Source organism: Desulforapulum autotrophicum HRM2 (genome assembly GCF_000020365.1).
Classification (GTDB): Bacteria; Desulfobacterota; Desulfobacteria; order Desulfobacterales; family Desulfobacteraceae; genus Desulforapulum; species Desulforapulum autotrophicum.
In genome coordinates this window covers 4,912,420-4,930,094 of sequence record NC_012108.1, presented here as the reverse complement: position 1 = coordinate 4,930,094, position 17,675 = coordinate 4,912,420, and the positions used below count along the sequence as shown (strand labels likewise).

The following is a 17,675-nucleotide window of genomic DNA, read 5'->3' as shown; positions in this document are numbered from 1 at the left end:
GACCAACCTGGGCATAAACATGGACGCCCAGACAGCCTCTGTACGCTTGTTGTTTGGGCAACTTATGAAAGGGGGATTTATCATGCCGCGAACCAATATGAGAGACTTAAGCTTTGCCACATTCAATTTGTTAAATTTGCAAATTCCCGGAGGATTGACCTATTCCAACCGACCGCCCTATCCAGATGATGAAGAAGGGAAAAAAAATTATTACAAGAAAGTCATGTGGACTGCTATGCAAATCCGCCGCCTTGATGCCGAAGTTATTGCCTTTCAAGAATTATGGGCAAAACAGGCATTGATTGATGTGTTTGAAAAAGCTCAACTTCAAAATGATTATGACATAGTCGCACGTGATGCACCTGGGCGTGGTAAACCGCAAGTTGCATTGGCAGTGAGAAAAGATCGGAATAAAAATTCCCAACTTCTGGACGGTTGGGAATGGATTGAAACATTTCCAGACAATTTTAAATTTGACAAGCTGCGTGAGAGTTATGGTGCAGAAGAAGAGATTACAGTCACAATTGACAAATTCTCCCGCCCTATCTTGCACGCTGTGATACAGCCTGAAGGCCGAAGCCCCAAGCCACCGGAAATTTCAATTTATGTGGCGCATTTAAAGTCAAAAGGACCGGCTCGCTTGAGTTTTGCCGAACCGCAACCTGATGCGTTGATTCATTATGCTAAAATTACCAAATCGGCTGTTTCGCACATCCGCAGGATTATGGAAGCAGGGGCAATGCGCGCCATGCTTGACGCAGTGATGAAATGTGAAGATGAGGATGCCATTTCTCCGGTGGTGCTTCTGGGTGACCTGAACGACGATACCTTGTCCGTAACGAATGAACTTTTATCTGATCAACCAACCTATCGAGTGGTGGAGAAGAGCAGTGCTGGCCGTTCATCGGATAAAGGGCTTTATTCTGCTGAAAGATTGCAACAATACCGTTCTTCTCGACATGTCTATTACACGCATATTTACAAACACAAACGCGAGAGCCTGGATCATATCCTTGTATCTGAGGAGTTTTATGATCATTCCCGAAAACGTCTCTGGTCTTTCCGTGAATTGGAAGTTTACAACGATCATTTAAACCGAGAGGCATTCGAAGAAGAAGGTGCTTCAGATCACGGCCAAGTACGGGCCTATTTTGACTGGAATCCTATGCCTGGGGAAATCGACGTGACATAATTCCGGGGCAGGTTACCACCTAATCTTTTTAAATTTCTACTGTGGAGATTGACGTATGTTACGTTCCGAATATGTGGCTACCCGTGAAAATAGTTTGCTTCTGATTATTGATTTCCAGCAGTCGATGCTCAAGGCTATTAATTCGTGGGAGGAAATCGCCCGTAAGGTGGGTCAACTCATCAGATCCTCCAATGTTCTTGGTATTCCAATTTTACTGACGGAACAGTACAAAAAAGGACTCGGTGAAACCTTGCCTGAACTGCTTCAGGAAATTAATTCACCCCAGATATTTCAAAAGGAACACTTCAGTGCTTGTCTGGAAAAAAACTTCATTCCCACGGTTCAATCGTACAATGTTAAAAAGATCGTGGTGGTCGGAATGGAGGCCCATGTATGCGTCCTGCAAACTTGCCTGGATATCATGAAGTCGGGTTTTCAAGTACATTTGGTGGCAGATGCCGTGGCATCCCGTGTAGATGAGAACCGAGATATCGCAATTGATCTGCTGAAACAGGCGGGGGCTGTGATCAGTTCCACTGAGATTGTTATTTTTCAATGGGCTTTAAGGGCGAACACCGATGATTTTCGAAAAATTTTACCCATTGTTAAATAATCAATGTTCTGACTACAGCAGTGTCCGCAGTTTATACTGGCCCAGATCCATTCGTTTTTTGACGGTAATGGCCGAGTATTAAGGTTATTGTCAACCCTCTGTCTTTATAAGGCAGGATATGATTTTAAACGTCTGCTCACCATTAGTGAATATTATGATCGTGACAGACTCTCTTTAAAGAGGAGCGACTTATGCAATCATCACGATTAATACGTTACCTATCCCTGTTATTGCTCCTGCTTTCCTGCAGTACCTATGCTGAACCTGTGGATGACACAATTAACGGTAATGCAGGTTCAAGGCTCTTTGTCGAGAGCTTTGGAGCATTCAATGAACCCTGGGCCATGACCTTCCTACCGGACGGAGACCTTCTGGTAACTGAAAAAGGTGGCTCTTTGTTCATGGTTCACCTGGATAACCGTACCAGGGTTCCTGTCAAAAGCGTACCTAAAGTAGCTTACGGCGGTCAGGGTGGTTTAGGCGATATAATTCTTCATCCCCAATACAAGGAAAATCACTGGATATACTTGTCCTATGCTGAGCAGAACAAGTCAGGAAAAAGAGGGGCTGTTGTTGTCCGGGCTCGATTTAATTCTGGATCCGGCAAGCCAGAAATTGAAAACCTTGAAGTCATCTGGCGACAAAAACCAAAAGTTTCGGGCAACGGCCATTACTCACACCGGCTGGCCTTCAGCCCGGATGGGAAATTATTCATCACTTCCGGTGAACGACAAAAACAAACACCTGCCCAAAGCTGGACGCAAAATTTGGGCAAAATAATAAGGTTAAACGCGGATGGATCCGTACCACCTGACAATCCGTTTCAAGATAAGGGCGAACTTGCAAAAACCTTCTGGTCACTTGGGCATCGCAACCTTCTTGGTATGGCTTTCGACAAACAGGGACAACTGTGGACACACGAAATGGGGCCAAGGCACGGTGATGAATTCAACCTGATCATTGGAGGCGATAATTACGGTTGGCCAATTGTCTCCTGGGGCGATCAATACTCCGGTATTCCCATTCCCGATCATGATACGCGTCCGGAATTCAATGCACCGGAGATATACTGGGTGCCAACCGTTGCCCCTTCAGGGCTTATCATATACGACGGCGCCATGTTCCCAAAGTGGCAGAACAATGCCTTTCTCGGAGGGCTCAGATCAAAGTCACTGGTACGAATCAGGATTGAAGGTGATCAAGCCCATGAGGTCGAACGATTCGCCATGAATAAACGTATACGAGAGGTTGAAGAGGGGCCCAAAGGGGCCATATGGATCCTGGAAGATCAAAAAGGCGGTCGATTGCTTCGGCTCACGCCACACAAGTAAACAAAGGGACGATTTCATGAACGAAGAGCAACACATTGGCTGGGTAAAATGGCACACCGTGAGCCAGGCCTTTTTTTATCTGCGTCCAGGCTGAAGAAGGAATTTATAGAAATACGGTTACATTATTGTGCAAATGGTTCGATGATATTTAAAATTGCTCATGGTACCCTTTCTGCGATACCCAATGCATCTGTTCTGCTTAGTCCTCTCACCACACAGGAAGCATTCATTTCATATGCAACTTTTAGGTTGTATGTGGTCTACAACCAATCCGCCAGATATTATTATAGATCACAGATCCAGTTTATGATATTGAAGACGCGCTTGCCATATCATTAGATGAAGACTATTGTCAGGAGCTATACGAGATGAGAGTTGAAGATGCTTCCATAAAAAGTTTTGTTAACTAACAGATACTTAGGACTGAAAATTTAATTGTTTGAGCAAAAATACCAAGAGGGACAGAGCAAAATGATATCTCGTCGGATTAATTATGTTCATTTTATTTAAATTTTGTTCCTTAGTTAAATTTGCTGCAAAATCAATGAATGGAGAATAACATGCAAGGAATTTTGAACAGCACAACCCTAATCAGAAAATTCCACCTGATAATCGGGGTGGTGAGCTTTTTTGCTGTCTTTAATATTGTTGGTATGTATGAAATTGCCAAAACAGGATATTTTCAATTTTTAGAAAGAGAGCATATCGAGCTTGTCCAATTGCTGGACAAGCAATTTTCACTATTGAAGCAAATCGAGGATGAGGAACAGTTTAAAGAAATTTTAACCCGACAAAGCTCAGCACGATCCACTCTGGGGATGCGCCCACTACTGGAGGAAATTATTCTCCAACCACAAAGAGTTTTTGAAGGGGTGTTTTTGCCTGAGGTCTGGACCTTTAAACTCTTGGGCTTTGGCAAGGCATTTGACTTATGCGAAAAGGACATTGTCAATGATACACAAGCGATGGCCCTCATTGATCAATATTTGTCCAAAAGTCTTGACAAAAAAGACTTTATTGATGCTTTCCAAAACCTGATTCCGGAAATATACAGTAACTCTTATGGTTTTGCCGAGGTTATTCCGGCTGCTCGAATTTTGGTTCGCAACATTCTTTTAGTCTGTAATTTTCTTTTTTCTGCTCTACTCATAAGTTTTTTGCTTTATATTTCGAAATCTATCTATAAACCCATTCAAAAAGGAATTGAGTTTGCAAAATCAATGTCAGAAGGAGATCTCACACATACCCTTGATGTTAATCGGACAGATGAAATAGGTACTCTGATTCGTTCTTTAAATGAAATGGCACAAAAGCTTAAAGAAATGTTTTCAGATATCATATCTGGCTCTCAAAATCTTACTGCATCATCTACAGAACTCTCAGCGATTTCAGAACAAATTTTTACCAATTCTGACCAGACAGCCAAAAATTCTAATAGCGTTGCAAGTGCAGCGGAAGAAATGTCGACCAATATGAACAGCGTCGCTGCGGCAACAGAACAAGCTACGGCGAATATACAAATGGTTGTTGCAGCAGCGGAAGAAATGACGGCAACAATTAATGAAATATCAAAGAACACAATCAAAGGAAGTGAAACAACAATTCAAGCAGTTCAAACTGCAAAGCAAGTTTCAGAACAGGTCGATAAGCTTGGGAAGGCAGCAAATGAAATCAGTCAGGTTACAGAAACAATTGCTGACATCTCAGAACAAACTAATTTATTGGCACTTAATGCGACCATAGAAGCTGCAAGGGCTGGTGAGGCAGGGAAAGGGTTTGCAGTTGTTGCGGGGGAGATCAAGGCTCTTGCTCAGCAAACAGCCGCTGCGACTAATGAAATAAGTTCAAAAATAAATGGAGTTCAAACAACCACAAAAGAATCTATAAATGCTATTGAGTCAATTGTGGATATAATAAATGAGATAAACGAAATTGTAACAACGGTAGCAACTGCCATAGAAGAACAGTCGGCAACAACCCAAGAAATTGCTATCAATGTCAGTCAAGCTGCAGCTGGTTTAGGTGAAATAAACGAAAATGTTAATCAGACATCTGTGGTTGCAGGCGAAGTGACACAAAGTATTACAGTTGTCAGCCAAGCTGCAAATGAAGTGAACTCTGGCAGTAAACAAGTGATGAGCAGTGCTGCTGAATTATCAAAATTAGCTGAAAATCTTAATGAAATGGTGGGCAGTTTCAAAATTTAGAAATTATGACCTTGCCGAGTTTTGTTGTTCGGTAAGGTTATGACTATTATGATAATATCATATTTTTATATAGTTGAAGGGGGGTAAGAATATACATATTTTTTTTACCCACCCCAATTAATTAGAGTAAAAAATCCTTGTTTCAAAATTGATGATTAAAATAATTATTAAACCGGTAATTATTTACCCGACCTTTATGCAGAATATTTAATTTTAGGAAGTTTGAAGTAATTTGAAACCCGGCCCGGCATTTTTGAAGCTTGCGCGAGTGGGATATTGCCCTCCTTTTTAGGTCCTCTTTTGTTCTTGTAGCTATGTTTTTGACCCAGAAAAAGTGTTTTGAAGAAAAACAGGATGTTTTAATAACCATATAATGCACTGGATAAACTATTGATGAAAATGTTAACCAGGACGCCGGGCGTGGGATGGACAATCGCCCGGTAATATGTTAACGCTGAATCTTTAGCAAGCGTAGCGGTATAACATGGTTAATACAGACAGCGCCGCGAAAGCTTCAGCGGCAATCAAGGATGATAGCCCTTATCCCATTTTTATCGGGCCTGTTAACAAACCGCTGCACCTAGGCAAGATAGCGAGGTAAACATTGTAATAAACTGCAGGAATTTATTAAGTTAAAAAAAGGAGATAAAACGAAATGCCATGGATAAATAAAGAATTGTGTACGGGATGCCAAACATGCATCGATGAATGTTCTGTCGAGGCAATTTCGATGGAAGAAGACATTGCCTTTATAGATGAAGACGAATGTATACGATGTGGGGTTTGTCATGATGTATGCCCAGAAAATGCAGTTCGTCATGACGGAGAACGAATCCCTGAAGAAGTGCAATCTAATTTAATTTGGGCCAAAAAATTGCTAACGCATGAATATTATTCCAATGATAAGACGAAACAAAAACAGCTTATTGAACGTTTGCAACGTTTTTTTACTAAAAATAAAAAAGTGACCGAACAAACCATAGAGCAGCTTAAAATTCTGCAGAATACGGAATATGCAGACTAAACCAAAAGGGGAAATATATGTTTATAATATTGATCCGGTTATCAGTATTTGGCTTGAATATAAGGGGGGGCGGATCAAGCAAACAGCCGTAATGACAAGATGGGGTCGAACCAAACAAATAGACGTAATTCCTTGTTAATAGATTTAAAATAATTTCAAAAAATTCCTTTATAGTCAAAAACCATAGAAGATAAAGGTACCGGGTAATAATACTATTTGCCAAGGGTTTTTAGACGGTGGTAACTTTGCCCAAAATTTAAAATAAATTAAAAGTGCTTGACAGGAGGTTGCAAAAAGCCTTTTTGGGACATAGTAATAATATTAATGTCAGGAGATAAATAGCATGGATAGAGATACCATATTGGCTTTGGAGGAAGCGCCCCTCCTGGATATCGTGGGAAAAAATTTTAATGTCAAACTTGGAGGGTTGAGGGATGAGGAATATCTCACCCAGGCCTGGCGTATCATGGAGATTCTGGTTGAAAAGGGGTGGAGTTTCGATATGAGGCTTGAACGAAATTTAAAAAGAATAGACGGATACAAATTCGACAACGGCCCCGGGACCATCTTTGCACAGCACGGCTCCTGGCCCTATTTTGACACCATGTGTGAAGGTATTTGTAAAACCTGTCTGGTCGCCCTTTTACTCACCGAAGGTGTCAAGACAGATTGAGCCTCCCTTTCTAACGTTAAGGAAGAAGCCGTGGAAAGGCATTATCAAATATGGCAGATTCCGCCGATGATCCTCCCTTGATAAATTGGAAGGTGTGTTAACCCACAATTTTGAGAAAGAAAGGTGTGAAATTAATAAATCCTATTCGTGATTCATATAGGGTATGTGAAGAGCCTATTGCATGGCATAAGAATGAAGTCCCATATGGAAATTTTCGAGAATGTGATTAATAGAATTTAGCCTTCCAAAGCGTTGGATTGTGGGGTTTAGCAAATTATCATCTGGTGTAAAAAATGCCAGTTATTTCAATCAGGCAGCTCGTAATGTTGCTTGTATTGCAGCGGTGATTTGTAGAGCACAGGGGGAGATCCAGAAAAAGACAAATGGTTGGAAAATTTTGGAGGTATCAATGATTAAAAATCTTGTTCGTTTAATGGTGGTGCTCCTTTCATTCAGCCTGATATCCAGTTGCGGATACAACAGTATACAACAAAATGAAGAATCTGTATTCAAGGCATGGGGGGATGTGGAATCCAATCTCCAGAGGCGCGGCGACTTGATTCCAAACCTTGTGGAGACCGTTAAAGGGTATGCTGCCCATGAAAAAGAAACGCTTGAAGCGGTTATTGAGGCTCGGTCCAAAGCAACATCCGTTCAAGTCTCCAACAAGGATCTGGGCAGCGCAGACGCTATGGCGCGTCTCAGCCAAATGCAGGGAGGACTTTCCTCTGCACTCTCCAGGCTTATGGTCGTTGTTGAGAAATACCCAGATCTCAAGGCCAATCAGAATTTCCTGGATCTTCAAAATCAATTGGAAGGGACTGAAAACCGTATCAACGTAGCACGTCAAAGATATAACCAAGCCGTGGAACTGTTCAATTCTTCCATTCGAAAATTTCCGAACAGTCTCACCAACAGTTTTCTGCTTCACCTTGACCGGAAGGAATATTTCAAGGCAGATGAGCCGGCAAAAAGTGTACCCAAAGTCAACTTCGGTTAATAAGCGAGAACACATGAATAAATTTATTATGAGAAGGCTGATAAATTATATGTGGGTGGGCAGTCTTTTGATCTTTTTGTGCGTTGTTCGGGTATATGCTTTGGAGGTGCCGGAACTGAAGGGACGGGTGAACGACTATGCCGGGATGCTCTCTTCTGCCACGGTAAATCAGCTTGAAATCGTGCTCAGCGATTTAGAGCGAACCGATTCCACACAAATTGTTGTGCTTACCCTTCTTTCCCTTGAAGGGGAGAATATCGAGGATTACTCGATTCGGGTAGCCGATGTCTGGAAAATTGGCCGGAAAAATCTGGATAACGGTGCTATATTGATAATTTCTAAAAATGACCGTAAACTCCGCATTGAAGTCGGGTATGGTTTGGAAGGAACCTTGACCGACTTGGTGGCCGGGCGTATCATTTCGAACATCATCGTTCCCCAGTTTAAAACTGGCAATTTTGATCGCGGCGTGATAGCTGGAGTTCAAAGCATGATCCATGCGGTTCATGGTGAATTCAATGCAGAAGGAGAAATCCACCGTCCTGAACCTCGCGTGGGTGCATGGCCCTCAAATCTATTCAGTTTAATTGTCTTCACTTTCCTAGTTAACAGGATGGGGCGGGTCCGTCGTAGGTTCGGTATCCTGTCCGGGGGGATCCTTTTTCCCATCCTTTGGGGCATGGTTTTTAATTTTGGTTTTTTCTGGTCTATGGTTATGATCCCCATCGGTGCCCTTGGGGGATTTGCAATGAGTTTTTTGGGATCCCCTCTGAGATCTAACCCTTCCTCTCCTCAAAACAGACATGGCGGGGGATTCTGGTTGGGTGGCGGTTCCGGTGGCAGTGGGTTTGGCAGCGGTGGATTTGGCGGTTTTTCAGGGGGCGGCGGTGGTTTTGGAGGCGGCGGTGCCTCCGGGGGGTGGTAATAATGAAATCTTTAGCCCAACAGTTTTTATCTGATCAAGACAGGAAAAAAATTATTCAAACGGTTAAGGAAGCGGAACAGAAAACCGCCGGTGAAATCGTTCCCATGGTGGTTTCTCACAGTTACACATACCCCATGGCAGATGTGATTTGTGGTGTCGTGTTTGCCCTTCCGATCTCATTGGTGCTTACTCATTACATCGGCGGATGGTTGTGGATCGGTGACCGTAATTGTTTGTTTTTTATAGGTGTTTTCGCCGTCTGTTTCATGGCCTTTCATCAGGCGTGTAAAAACATTTCCTGGTTGAAACGTCAGTTCATTTCCCAACGAGAAATTCAGGAAGAAGTTGAGGAAGCGGCAACTACCAGTTTTTTTCGTGAGGGACTTCATCGAACTCGATATGGGACAGGTGTTTTGATCTTTATCTCTGTTTTCGAACGTAGGGTTTGGGTCCTTGGAGACCAGGGCATCAATAGTAAGGTGTCAAAGGACCAATGGGATAAAATTATCCATATCATTACCCGAGGTATTAAATATAAAAACCAGGCAGAAGCTATCTGTCATGCAGTAAAAGAGGTTGGACAACTGCTTCAGGTGAACTTTCCCATCAGGCAGGATGATCAAAATGAATTGAAAAATCTGATTGTAAAAGAAGATTGAAAATTATTTTAGGTTAACGTTTTGACCTGTCCTTCGCATTAATCCGTCTTAGCTGAAATTATTGACAATTCCAGTAGGGACTGATAGATCCCTCAAGCATTATGGAAACAATTTTTTTCACTGTACCAACAGCCAATTTCAAAATTTTGTATGTATTTGTAATCCTATGGCATGAACGATGGAAAGTTGCTCACTTTAATGTAATCTTGAATCCGACAGCCCGATGGACTGCTCAACAAATTATAGGCGCATATCCCTGGAATACAAAACCAAATAGAACCCACCTCTGCCTTTCAAAAGATGCACCGTTCGAACTTCAGGTACAATTTGAACCGAAAAATGGTATGTTGATACCCCTTCTAAGGGTTGGAGGGCTTTACCATCGTTATATATGGAAAGAGGCTGCTTGATGATGGGAGAAACGCCGATTGAATAATGATAAAAAACAGAAACTGGTCGACTTGGGGGCGGATAGGTTGGGGCAGGATATAAATAGTCAATAGTGGTATCGGAGTTGTGCTATTTCAATTGCATTTTTAGGTGATCGCAAAAGATATGCTGTTTCTTCAAGCGATTCATAATCAGCAAGTGAAATAATAACAACAGACTTTGATGATTTGCGTGTCACAATAATTGGCGAGCGATCATCACAGACCTTATCCATTGTTTTTGCAAGGTTTTGTCTTGCAGCGGTATATGTTATAGCTTCCATTTTTGATTCCTCCTGTACAGTATGTTGTACGTATGTGTATTAAATTGTCAAGCAAAAATAAAAGCTCCAACAAGCCCCTTGTACACGGACCAGGCTAGGTCGCGCGGTTTTTGGGGTTTTCGTTAATCAAACTGTTTAGTCCTTTCGGCTTGTGTCGCTATTCGCCGCCCGGCTGATTGGCCTGTTAAAAGAGGGCAGGGATATTTGTGTTTATGTTTTGCCTGGGATATGATTTTTAGGTATTAAATTTTGTCGGAATATAAAATCACAGAGGAAATGATGTTTTATCAAAAAACGAAGGAAGCTGTTTGTGAGCAATTAGGCGTTAAGCCCAGTGATGGGCTTGATCCATTGGTTTCCAAACAGCGGTTGATGGAAAATGGTCCAAATGCTCTGACCCAAGAGTCGCCGGTGCCACCTTGGAGACGATTTATCAATCAATTTAATGATGTAATGATTTTTATTTTGATTGGTGCTGCTGCCATCAGTTTTCTTGCACACGAAACAGCTGATGGGTTTATTATTTTGGCCATTGTCTTTTTAAATGGTGTTCTGGGTTTTGTGCAGGAAAACAATGCTGAAAAGTCAATGCAGGCATTGAAAAAAATGCAGATTCCATATGCACAAGTCCTAAGGGGTGGTGTCCTTCTTAAATTACCTTCCATCGACTTGGTTGCAGGAGATATTGTACAGTTGAATTCGGGAGACGTGGTGCCGGCTGACGGGCGCCTGATTGAAACAGCTGGATTGAAAATCGAAGAATCTCAATTGACAGGGGAATCTGTTCCTGTTGATAAACATACCCGGATGATTTTAGAGGATAATCCACCGCTTGGTGATCGTTACAATATGGCATATGCCACATCCCGTGTAAGTGCGGGGCGGGGGCGGATGGTTGTCACTCAGACGGGCATGAACACTGAAATAGGGCATATTGCCGGTCTTTTGAGTCGAGAAGTAGAGGAAAAGACACCACTGCAAATTCGATTGGCCCAGCTGGGTAAAATACTCGGAATCAGTGCAGTAGGGATATGTGCTTTTATTTTTGTAGTTGGCTGGTTACAGGGACGCGAAGTGTTTGAAATGCTGATGATTGCCATTTCATTGGCCGTTGCTGCCATTCCGGAAGGCCTGCCTGCAATTGTGACGATTGTTCTGGCCATGGGCGTGAAACGGATGATCAAAAGCAATGCGATTGTGAGGAAATTGCCAGCCGTTGAAACTTTAGGTGCTGCATCGGTGATTTGCTCCGATAAAACAGGCACATTAACGCAAAACAAAATGACCGTCACACACATAGTGATTGATGAACGGGTTGAAGTGTCTAAAATTAAGACACTCGATGACAGGCTACGCATGCTCATTGAAACGGCTGTATATTGTAACGATGCCGGTTTAAGCGAAAATAGTGATGGCACCCTGCTTGTCGGCGATCCCACTGAAACGGCTCTGCTTGTCATGGGGCAGTTGTTTGGCATCAACCAGGGATCTTTGGACGCCGGTAAACGCAAAGGTGAAGTCCCATTTGATTCCGATCGCAAACTCATGAGCACCTTTCATGAACAAAACGGTGGATATCGGGTGTCAGTAAAAGGTGCAGCAGATCAATTGCTTGAACGGTGTGACCATCTGATGTCCCCTGATGGCATACACCCCCTTACGGATGCAGACAAGACACGGATAATCAATGAAGTGAAGGCCTTGTCAAAAGAAGCACTGCGTATACTTGGTTATGCCTATCAGGTTGTTGATCGGTTGCCTGGACAGATGACGTCTGAAACCGTTGAAAAGGGGCTTGTTTTTATCGGTTTGACAGCCATGATGGACCCCCCGCGTGAACAGGTAAAACATGCCGTTGCCACAGCACACGCTGCAGGCATCCGTGTTGTTATGATAACAGGTGATTTATATGTAACACTCCCCTCGAAAAAGGGAATAGTATCCTGTTGGTTTTTGGGTCTTGTCCCAAGAACACTTTGATTGACGCTACAGATTGAAAATATCAAATCGATAGAATTCTTCCTGTCGGGTTAATAATTCAGGCACGGAAGACAAGTTTTTAAATCATCAGTAGTGGTCGGTTTATTTTAGATAAGTTTTATATGCGTAGTTCCCCCGATGGAGGACTAACAGTTTGTTGTGCAAAAAACCGACCCGTCATGTTATATTCGCGCTCTAAGGCTTCATTTGATCATCCGACGTTTGTTTACCGAATCAATAATTTCTTTGTCTGCTGTCCTTCTCTAAACAATACCTGTTAAAAACGTGCTGTCAATTCGATTAATTTCCACAAGGCACAAGTTTCATGCCTAATTCATCAGCCTTTTTTGCTAAATTTTTTAATACTCTTTGCTTGTTGGGCTTGCTCAGGTACTCTTCGCCAAGATCTTTATACGTGTCTGCATTTTTAATGATGCTGTAAATGGCTTTTGCAATTCTATGGGCTATAGCAACAATGGCCTTTCTGGCACCTCTCCTGGATTTCAGTTTGTAATATTTGGCCTTGTAATAAGAGCCTTTTTTCTTGATTGCTGCCCATGCAACCTGGACTAAAATCGTTTTGAATGGATGATTTCTAACTGCATTTCTGCCACTTTTCCGTTTTCCTGCACTTTCATTATTCCCGGGGCACAGGCCTGCCCATGAAACAAATGCTGACATAGTTTTGAATTCATTTAGCGTAACCCCGACTTCTCCTATAATGGATTGTGCCGATTTTTTATCAACACCTGGAATTTCGTCTAAACGCTCCAATAAATCTTTGTGCTCACGTGTAAGAGATTCCAATCGAGTATTAACTTGTTCAATCATTTTTTTAAAAATATTGATAATTTCCATCATCTCAACAAGTTGAAAACGATGGTGATCTTTGAAATATCCATTAAGGCTTTTATGCAGTTCCTGCGTTTTTTTCTTAAGGCCGCCTTTGGTGCACTCCTGGACCTTTTCCAAGCTTAGTTCACTATTATTGCATAATAAATTGATCAGGTTCGTGCCTGTCAAACCAAACAAATCCGAAACTATTGAATCAATTTTTATATTTGCAGTAATGAACAGCTTGTGAACACGTCTTTTATAATCGGCAAGGGATTCGGTGTATGTTTTTCTCAATCGGCTTAATTCTCGCCATTCCCGGACATTCCCCGGAGGGATGAAACTACCTCTTACTAAACCGTGTCGAAGCAGTCCGGCAAGCCACTTGCTGTCACAGATATCAGTTTTTCGGCCAGGAACGTTTTTAATATGTCTGGCATTCACCAAAACGACTTCAATTTTATCTTCAATGGTATTATAAACCGGATGCCAGTATACCCCGGTACTTTCCATTGCTATAATTGGGCAATTATTATCAAGCAGCCATTTTTTCATTTCTTGCAGATCGTGAGTGAATGTTGAAAACTCTCGAATCTCATGGTGCTCACCTCCTGCATTATTCAAAGTGATTAAACAAGCTGAAATTTTGTCTTTATGAACATCCAAACCACAACAAATAGGGTGAACGATTTGGATTAATGTGCTATTTGATCTCTTGGTCATGACTATCCTTTCGCTTTTGTTTGGGAAGATAAAAAAAATTGGATAGTTATGACCATTTTTCATTTTTTGCAAGTGTTTCATGCTTCGTTGTGTCCGCTAGGACATGTGGGTTATAAAGAAACTGCCATGGCCATCGCAAGAGAGCTTGGTATAATGGCAGCGGATGATAAAGCGTTGTCCGGGGCTGAACTTGATGCTTTGAGTGAGGAACGCTTTTCAACTGAAGTAGAACAAATTGCCGTTTACGCAAGAGTGTCTCCAAGCCACAAAGTTCGCATTGTAAAAGCGTTAAAGGAAAAGGGTAAAATTGTTGCAATGACAGGTGATGGTGTCAATGATGCACCGGCACTCAAAGGGGCTGACATTGGTTGTGCCATGGGGATAACAGGTACAGATGTGGCAAAAGAAGCCAGTGATTTGATCTTGACGGATGATAATTTCTCTACAATTGTAACGGCTGTTAAAGAAGGAAGAACCATTTATGATAACATTCGAAAAGCGGTTACGTTTTTATTGTCCTCGAATATCGGTGAAATTGTCACCTTACTGGTTGCCATCCTTGTCGGGTGGAAAGCACCGCTGCTTGCTATTCATATCTTATGGATCAACTTGATTACAGATTCATTCCCAGCGATTGCACTTGGCTTAGAACCATCGGAAAAGGGTTTGATGACTCAAAAACCACGTCAACCGGAAACGCCGATTCTTGGTGATGGTCTGGCACGCTTGATTATTCTACAGGGTGTCATGATTGGCGCTTTGAGCTTGACGGCATTCAGGATTGGTCAACAAACCGATCTGGTAACTGCTCGGACCATGACATTTATTACGTTGAGCTTGTCCCAGCTCATTCACAGCTATAATGTTCGCAGCAGATCTTTGAGTCTCTTTAAATTAGGATTTTTTAAGAATCACTATTTAAATTTAGGCGTTATGGCCTCATTAGTCTCCTTGTTTACCGTCTATTTTGTGCCTCCATTCAGAGACATATTCAAGTTAACCCTGCTCTCGTGGACATCGTTTTTGACCTGTGTTGGATTGAGCCTATTAACCCTTGTGATCATGGAAAGTGTAAAATCAAGGTACAACGTTACAAAATGATGTGTGGCCTTTCTGAAGAAGAAAAGGGTGAATGTTGATTAAGTTGTCAGACCTGTAACTGCTGTAATTCGGTTGTAGTATTTTAATTTTTGAGTGAGAATGGAGCGTACAGAACGCAAAAAAGGAATAGACCCAGGGCAACGGGTTGGGCCGGTAAACTTAAAACAAAACAAGGATTAAATGATTTCATGCCACATCTCATAGTAAAACTGTATGCCGGGAAATCTGCACAGCAGAAAAAAGATCTGACCGAAAAAATCGTGAAAAGTGTTGTTGAAGCCATAGACTGCAAAGATGCAGCTGTTTCTGTTGCCATTGAAGAATTTGAACCCCATGACTGGGCTGAAAAAGTCTATAGGCCGGATATCCTTGGGGGTTGGGCAACCTTATCTAAAGAGCCAGGCTACAACCCCTTTTCCCCGAAAGCGGAAGAGAAAAAACAGAATGATACAGCAGGCTTGATGGAATATCTCATGGACGCGGCAGCCCGTTCAGGCCAGGAAGGTGCCGATGGGAGGTTTAATCCCATGGCATGGCTGGACCTTGAACTGGAGGAGAACCCCCACTCCTTTGACCCGTTTTTTAATACCCCATGGAATGAGTTGTCTGACCCGGAAAAAGGAGAACGAATGATGGCTGTCAGGCGAATGTTGTAATATAGCAGTTAATTAAAAAAAAAGGCCGTGCCCATCAAACCTGCATAGCCCCCTATTGCTGCAATATATCCTGCCCCTTGGTGATCTTGTCATGATACGCAGGCAGAGGATCAACTTTAAAGCCCTTTATGAGCAGGGGGTGAATTTTGGAGCTTTCAGAAAGGACTATTAAATTGAGTTATAAAAATAAAGATCTTTGTAGAATTAGAACAATAACCACTTTTTTATCATTGGATAAGGGCAAAGAAAGCTGGAGAAAAGAAGTCCTTAAGGCCTCTCATTTTTGTTTGGATTTATCAAAAGAATTTAATAAAAATGACTATATCGTTCAGTCTATAAGGATTGTTACCAATCCGTTTGGTGAGTATCTGAACACTGAAAATATAGAGAGTGCAAGAAAAGACCTGGCCTATCTGAGTAATCTATTAGATTCTTCGGATATGTCTGGAATACGAATCCGGTTTGCCATTGGAGAAGCCAGGACCAAGCGTGAAATTGAGATGCTGCCTGAATTGGTCAAGGAATTTGGGGATCTGTGCAACGTGTGTGTGAATGTCAATTTAGATGATTATGGTATTCTTAACAACGAATTAATTCAGCAGGCATCTGAGGCCGTTGTGAAAATAAGTAAAATTACGCCAAGAGGAGAGGGGAACTTTAACTTCACTGTAAATTTCAATTGCGATCCTCTGATACCTTACTTCCCGGCAAGTTATCACAGAAAAGAGCTTGGTAACTGCTTTGTCGTTGGCCTTGAAACACCAGATTTACTTGTCAGCGTACTTAAGGAATTTAACCAAAGCATTGATACCCATAATCATAATACCTTATTTAAGGGATATTATGATGTTATGAGCAAAGCGCTTCAATATCATATATCAACAATCAAAAAGATAATTGACCAGGCAAATGTTGATAAGACTTTCACTTTTTCTGGTTTTGACAGTTCAGCAGCGCCTTCTAAAAATTGTGCAAGTATGGTAGCGGTTTATGAACAAATGGGTATTGCGTATTTCGGATCATCTGGTACGGTTGAAGCATCATCATTATTAACAAAAGTTTTCAAATCCATTAAAGATGTCGAACTTGTTGGTTTTTCAGGGCTCATGCTTGCTTTAACAGAAGATACAGGACTTGCTCAAGGAACCATTCGCTCAAATTTTGATATCCGGTCGCTGTTAACTTACAGCTCGGTTTGTGGCATTGGCCTGGATACGGTGCCAATACCAGGGTAAGCGCTCTATAAACCCCATCTTTTAAAGCCTGCCCACCCGTGGCATATTAAGCCAACTTTCACACTACAGCAGGAGGCTTATTCAATTATGACGGGAACTTTACAGGTGCAGGATACGATAGAGCAATCGATTTCTGATGATGAACGTAAACAGTTTTGGAAGTCCCATATAGCGTCCTGGTCCCCATCAGGATTAAGCCAGGCGGAATATTGCAGAAGAAACGATTTAAATATACCCCGTTTCAGATACTGGAAACGTAGGTTTCGCAAAGAAAATTTACCTTTGGAATTTGTTCAGATTCCTTCAGTGCCTGTTAAATCAACTCGGCTGTTTCAGCAAACTGGCAATCCTTCTCTTCGAATCACTATGAACTCTGAATTTACCATTGAAGTTCTGGATGATTTTTCACCGGTGACTCTTGAGAAGGTTATTTTGACCTTAAAGGGAATGTGATGTTTTTGACCTCATCCAACATTCGGGTCTACCTGGCCATGGGCATTACCGACATGCGTAAATCCATTGACGGTTTGTCGATCCTGGTAAGTGAACGTCTGGAACTTGACCCCTTTTCCGGCCATCTGTTTGTTTTTTGCAATCGAAAACGCAATATGATTAAAATCCTTTATTGGGACAGGAATGGTTTTTGCCTGTGGCACAAAAGGCTGGAGAAACATTTCTTTAAATGGCCAACTTCCAAAGAGGAGATCATGACCATTGAGAAACGTGAACTCACCTGGTTGATGGATGGCCTCAATATTTATCAGAAAGAGGCCCACAATTCCTTGAAATATTCGACACTTTATTGATAAT

General features: G+C 42.0%; 17 protein-coding genes. 15 read left to right on the top strand and 2 right to left on the bottom strand.

What is annotated here, in order from left to right:
• Window positions 1-19: 19 nt before the first annotated feature.
• The 9 genes from HRM2_RS21640 (at window position 20) to HRM2_RS21600 (ending at window position 9,624) form a co-directional block, all read left to right on the top strand.
• Entirely contained in the window at window positions 20-1,192 is a 1,173-nt protein-coding gene (locus HRM2_RS21640) for an endonuclease/exonuclease/phosphatase family protein (RefSeq protein WP_083776633.1), read from the top strand.
• Between the two features lie 55 nt (window positions 1,193-1,247).
• Window positions 1,248-1,805 carry an isochorismatase family protein gene (locus HRM2_RS21635; RefSeq protein ID WP_015906170.1) on the top strand — a complete coding sequence of 186 codons (558 nt, stop codon included), beginning with the start codon at window positions 1,248-1,250 and terminating at the stop codon, window positions 1,803-1,805.
• A gap of 191 nt (window positions 1,806-1,996) precedes the next feature.
• Complete coding sequence (locus HRM2_RS21630; protein WP_015906169.1) at window positions 1,997-3,136, top strand: PQQ-dependent sugar dehydrogenase; 1,140 nt, start codon at window positions 1,997-1,999, stop codon at window positions 3,134-3,136.
• Between the two features lie 560 nt (window positions 3,137-3,696).
• A complete protein-coding gene (locus tag HRM2_RS21625; protein ID WP_015906168.1) occupies window positions 3,697-5,343 on the top strand; it encodes a methyl-accepting chemotaxis protein in 1,647 nt (548 codons plus the stop codon).
• A 655-nt stretch (window positions 5,344-5,998) separates the two neighbouring features.
• Entirely contained in the window at window positions 5,999-6,367 is a 369-nt protein-coding gene (locus HRM2_RS21620) for a DUF362 domain-containing protein (protein WP_015906167.1), read from the top strand.
• A gap of 343 nt (window positions 6,368-6,710) precedes the next feature.
• Complete coding sequence (locus tag HRM2_RS21615) at window positions 6,711-7,040, top strand: hypothetical protein (RefSeq protein WP_015906166.1); 330 nt, start codon at window positions 6,711-6,713, stop codon at window positions 7,038-7,040.
• A 259-nt stretch (window positions 7,041-7,299) separates the two neighbouring features.
• Window positions 7,300-8,040: a LemA family protein gene (locus tag HRM2_RS21610; protein WP_232364107.1), complete on the top strand. Its 741-nt coding sequence runs from the start codon at window positions 7,300-7,302 to the stop codon at window positions 8,038-8,040.
• 13 nt (window positions 8,041-8,053) lie between these two features.
• Complete coding sequence (locus HRM2_RS21605; RefSeq protein WP_041273427.1) at window positions 8,054-8,965, top strand: TPM domain-containing protein; 912 nt, start codon at window positions 8,054-8,056, stop codon at window positions 8,963-8,965.
• Between the two features lie 2 nt (window positions 8,966-8,967).
• Window positions 8,968-9,624, top strand: a complete 657-nt coding sequence (locus HRM2_RS21600; RefSeq protein WP_015906163.1) for a TPM domain-containing protein — start codon at window positions 8,968-8,970, stop codon at window positions 9,622-9,624.
• A 496-nt stretch (window positions 9,625-10,120) separates the two neighbouring features.
• Here HRM2_RS21600 and HRM2_RS21590 read toward each other — a convergent pair whose 3' ends face one another.
• A complete protein-coding gene (locus HRM2_RS21590; RefSeq protein ID WP_015906162.1) occupies window positions 10,121-10,336 on the bottom strand; it encodes a type II toxin-antitoxin system Phd/YefM family antitoxin in 216 nt (71 codons plus the stop codon).
• 249 nt (window positions 10,337-10,585) lie between these two features.
• Here HRM2_RS21590 and HRM2_RS21585 point away from each other — a divergent pair, with 249 nt between their 5' ends.
• Entirely contained in the window at window positions 10,586-12,316 is a 1,731-nt protein-coding gene (locus HRM2_RS21585) for a cation-translocating P-type ATPase (RefSeq protein ID WP_049770491.1), read from the top strand.
• 300 nt (window positions 12,317-12,616) lie between these two features.
• On the opposite strand, the gene HRM2_RS21580 is transcribed toward HRM2_RS21585, so the two are convergent.
• Window positions 12,617-13,873, bottom strand: coding sequence for an IS110 family RNA-guided transposase (locus tag HRM2_RS21580; RefSeq protein WP_015903451.1), 1,257 nt, complete (start codon window positions 13,871-13,873; stop codon window positions 12,617-12,619).
• A 105-nt stretch (window positions 13,874-13,978) separates the two neighbouring features.
• Between HRM2_RS21580 and HRM2_RS28130 the strand changes: the two genes are divergently transcribed.
• From HRM2_RS28130 to tnpB, 5 genes are all read left to right on the top strand, one after another.
• On the top strand, window positions 13,979-14,974 hold the full coding sequence (locus HRM2_RS28130; RefSeq protein WP_269719595.1) for a cation-translocating P-type ATPase: 996 nt from the start codon (window positions 13,979-13,981) through the stop codon (window positions 14,972-14,974).
• 188 nt (window positions 14,975-15,162) lie between these two features.
• A complete protein-coding gene (locus tag HRM2_RS21570; protein WP_015906159.1) occupies window positions 15,163-15,630 on the top strand; it encodes a tautomerase family protein in 468 nt (155 codons plus the stop codon).
• Window positions 15,631-15,776: 146 nt separating this feature from the next.
• Window positions 15,777-16,865 (top strand): DUF711 family protein, encoded by a 1,089-nt coding sequence (locus HRM2_RS21565; RefSeq protein ID WP_232364106.1) that lies wholly within the window; start codon window positions 15,777-15,779, stop codon window positions 16,863-16,865.
• Between the two features lie 87 nt (window positions 16,866-16,952).
• Complete coding sequence (gene tnpA, locus HRM2_RS21560) at window positions 16,953-17,318, top strand: IS66 family insertion sequence element accessory protein TnpA (RefSeq protein WP_041272989.1); 366 nt, start codon at window positions 16,953-16,955, stop codon at window positions 17,316-17,318.
• Complete coding sequence (gene tnpB / locus HRM2_RS21555) at window positions 17,318-17,671, top strand: IS66 family insertion sequence element accessory protein TnpB (RefSeq protein ID WP_012662744.1); 354 nt, start codon at window positions 17,318-17,320, stop codon at window positions 17,669-17,671. The genes tnpA and tnpB overlap by 1 nt, the downstream gene beginning before the upstream one ends.
• The last annotated feature ends 4 nt before the right edge of the window (window positions 17,672-17,675 follow it).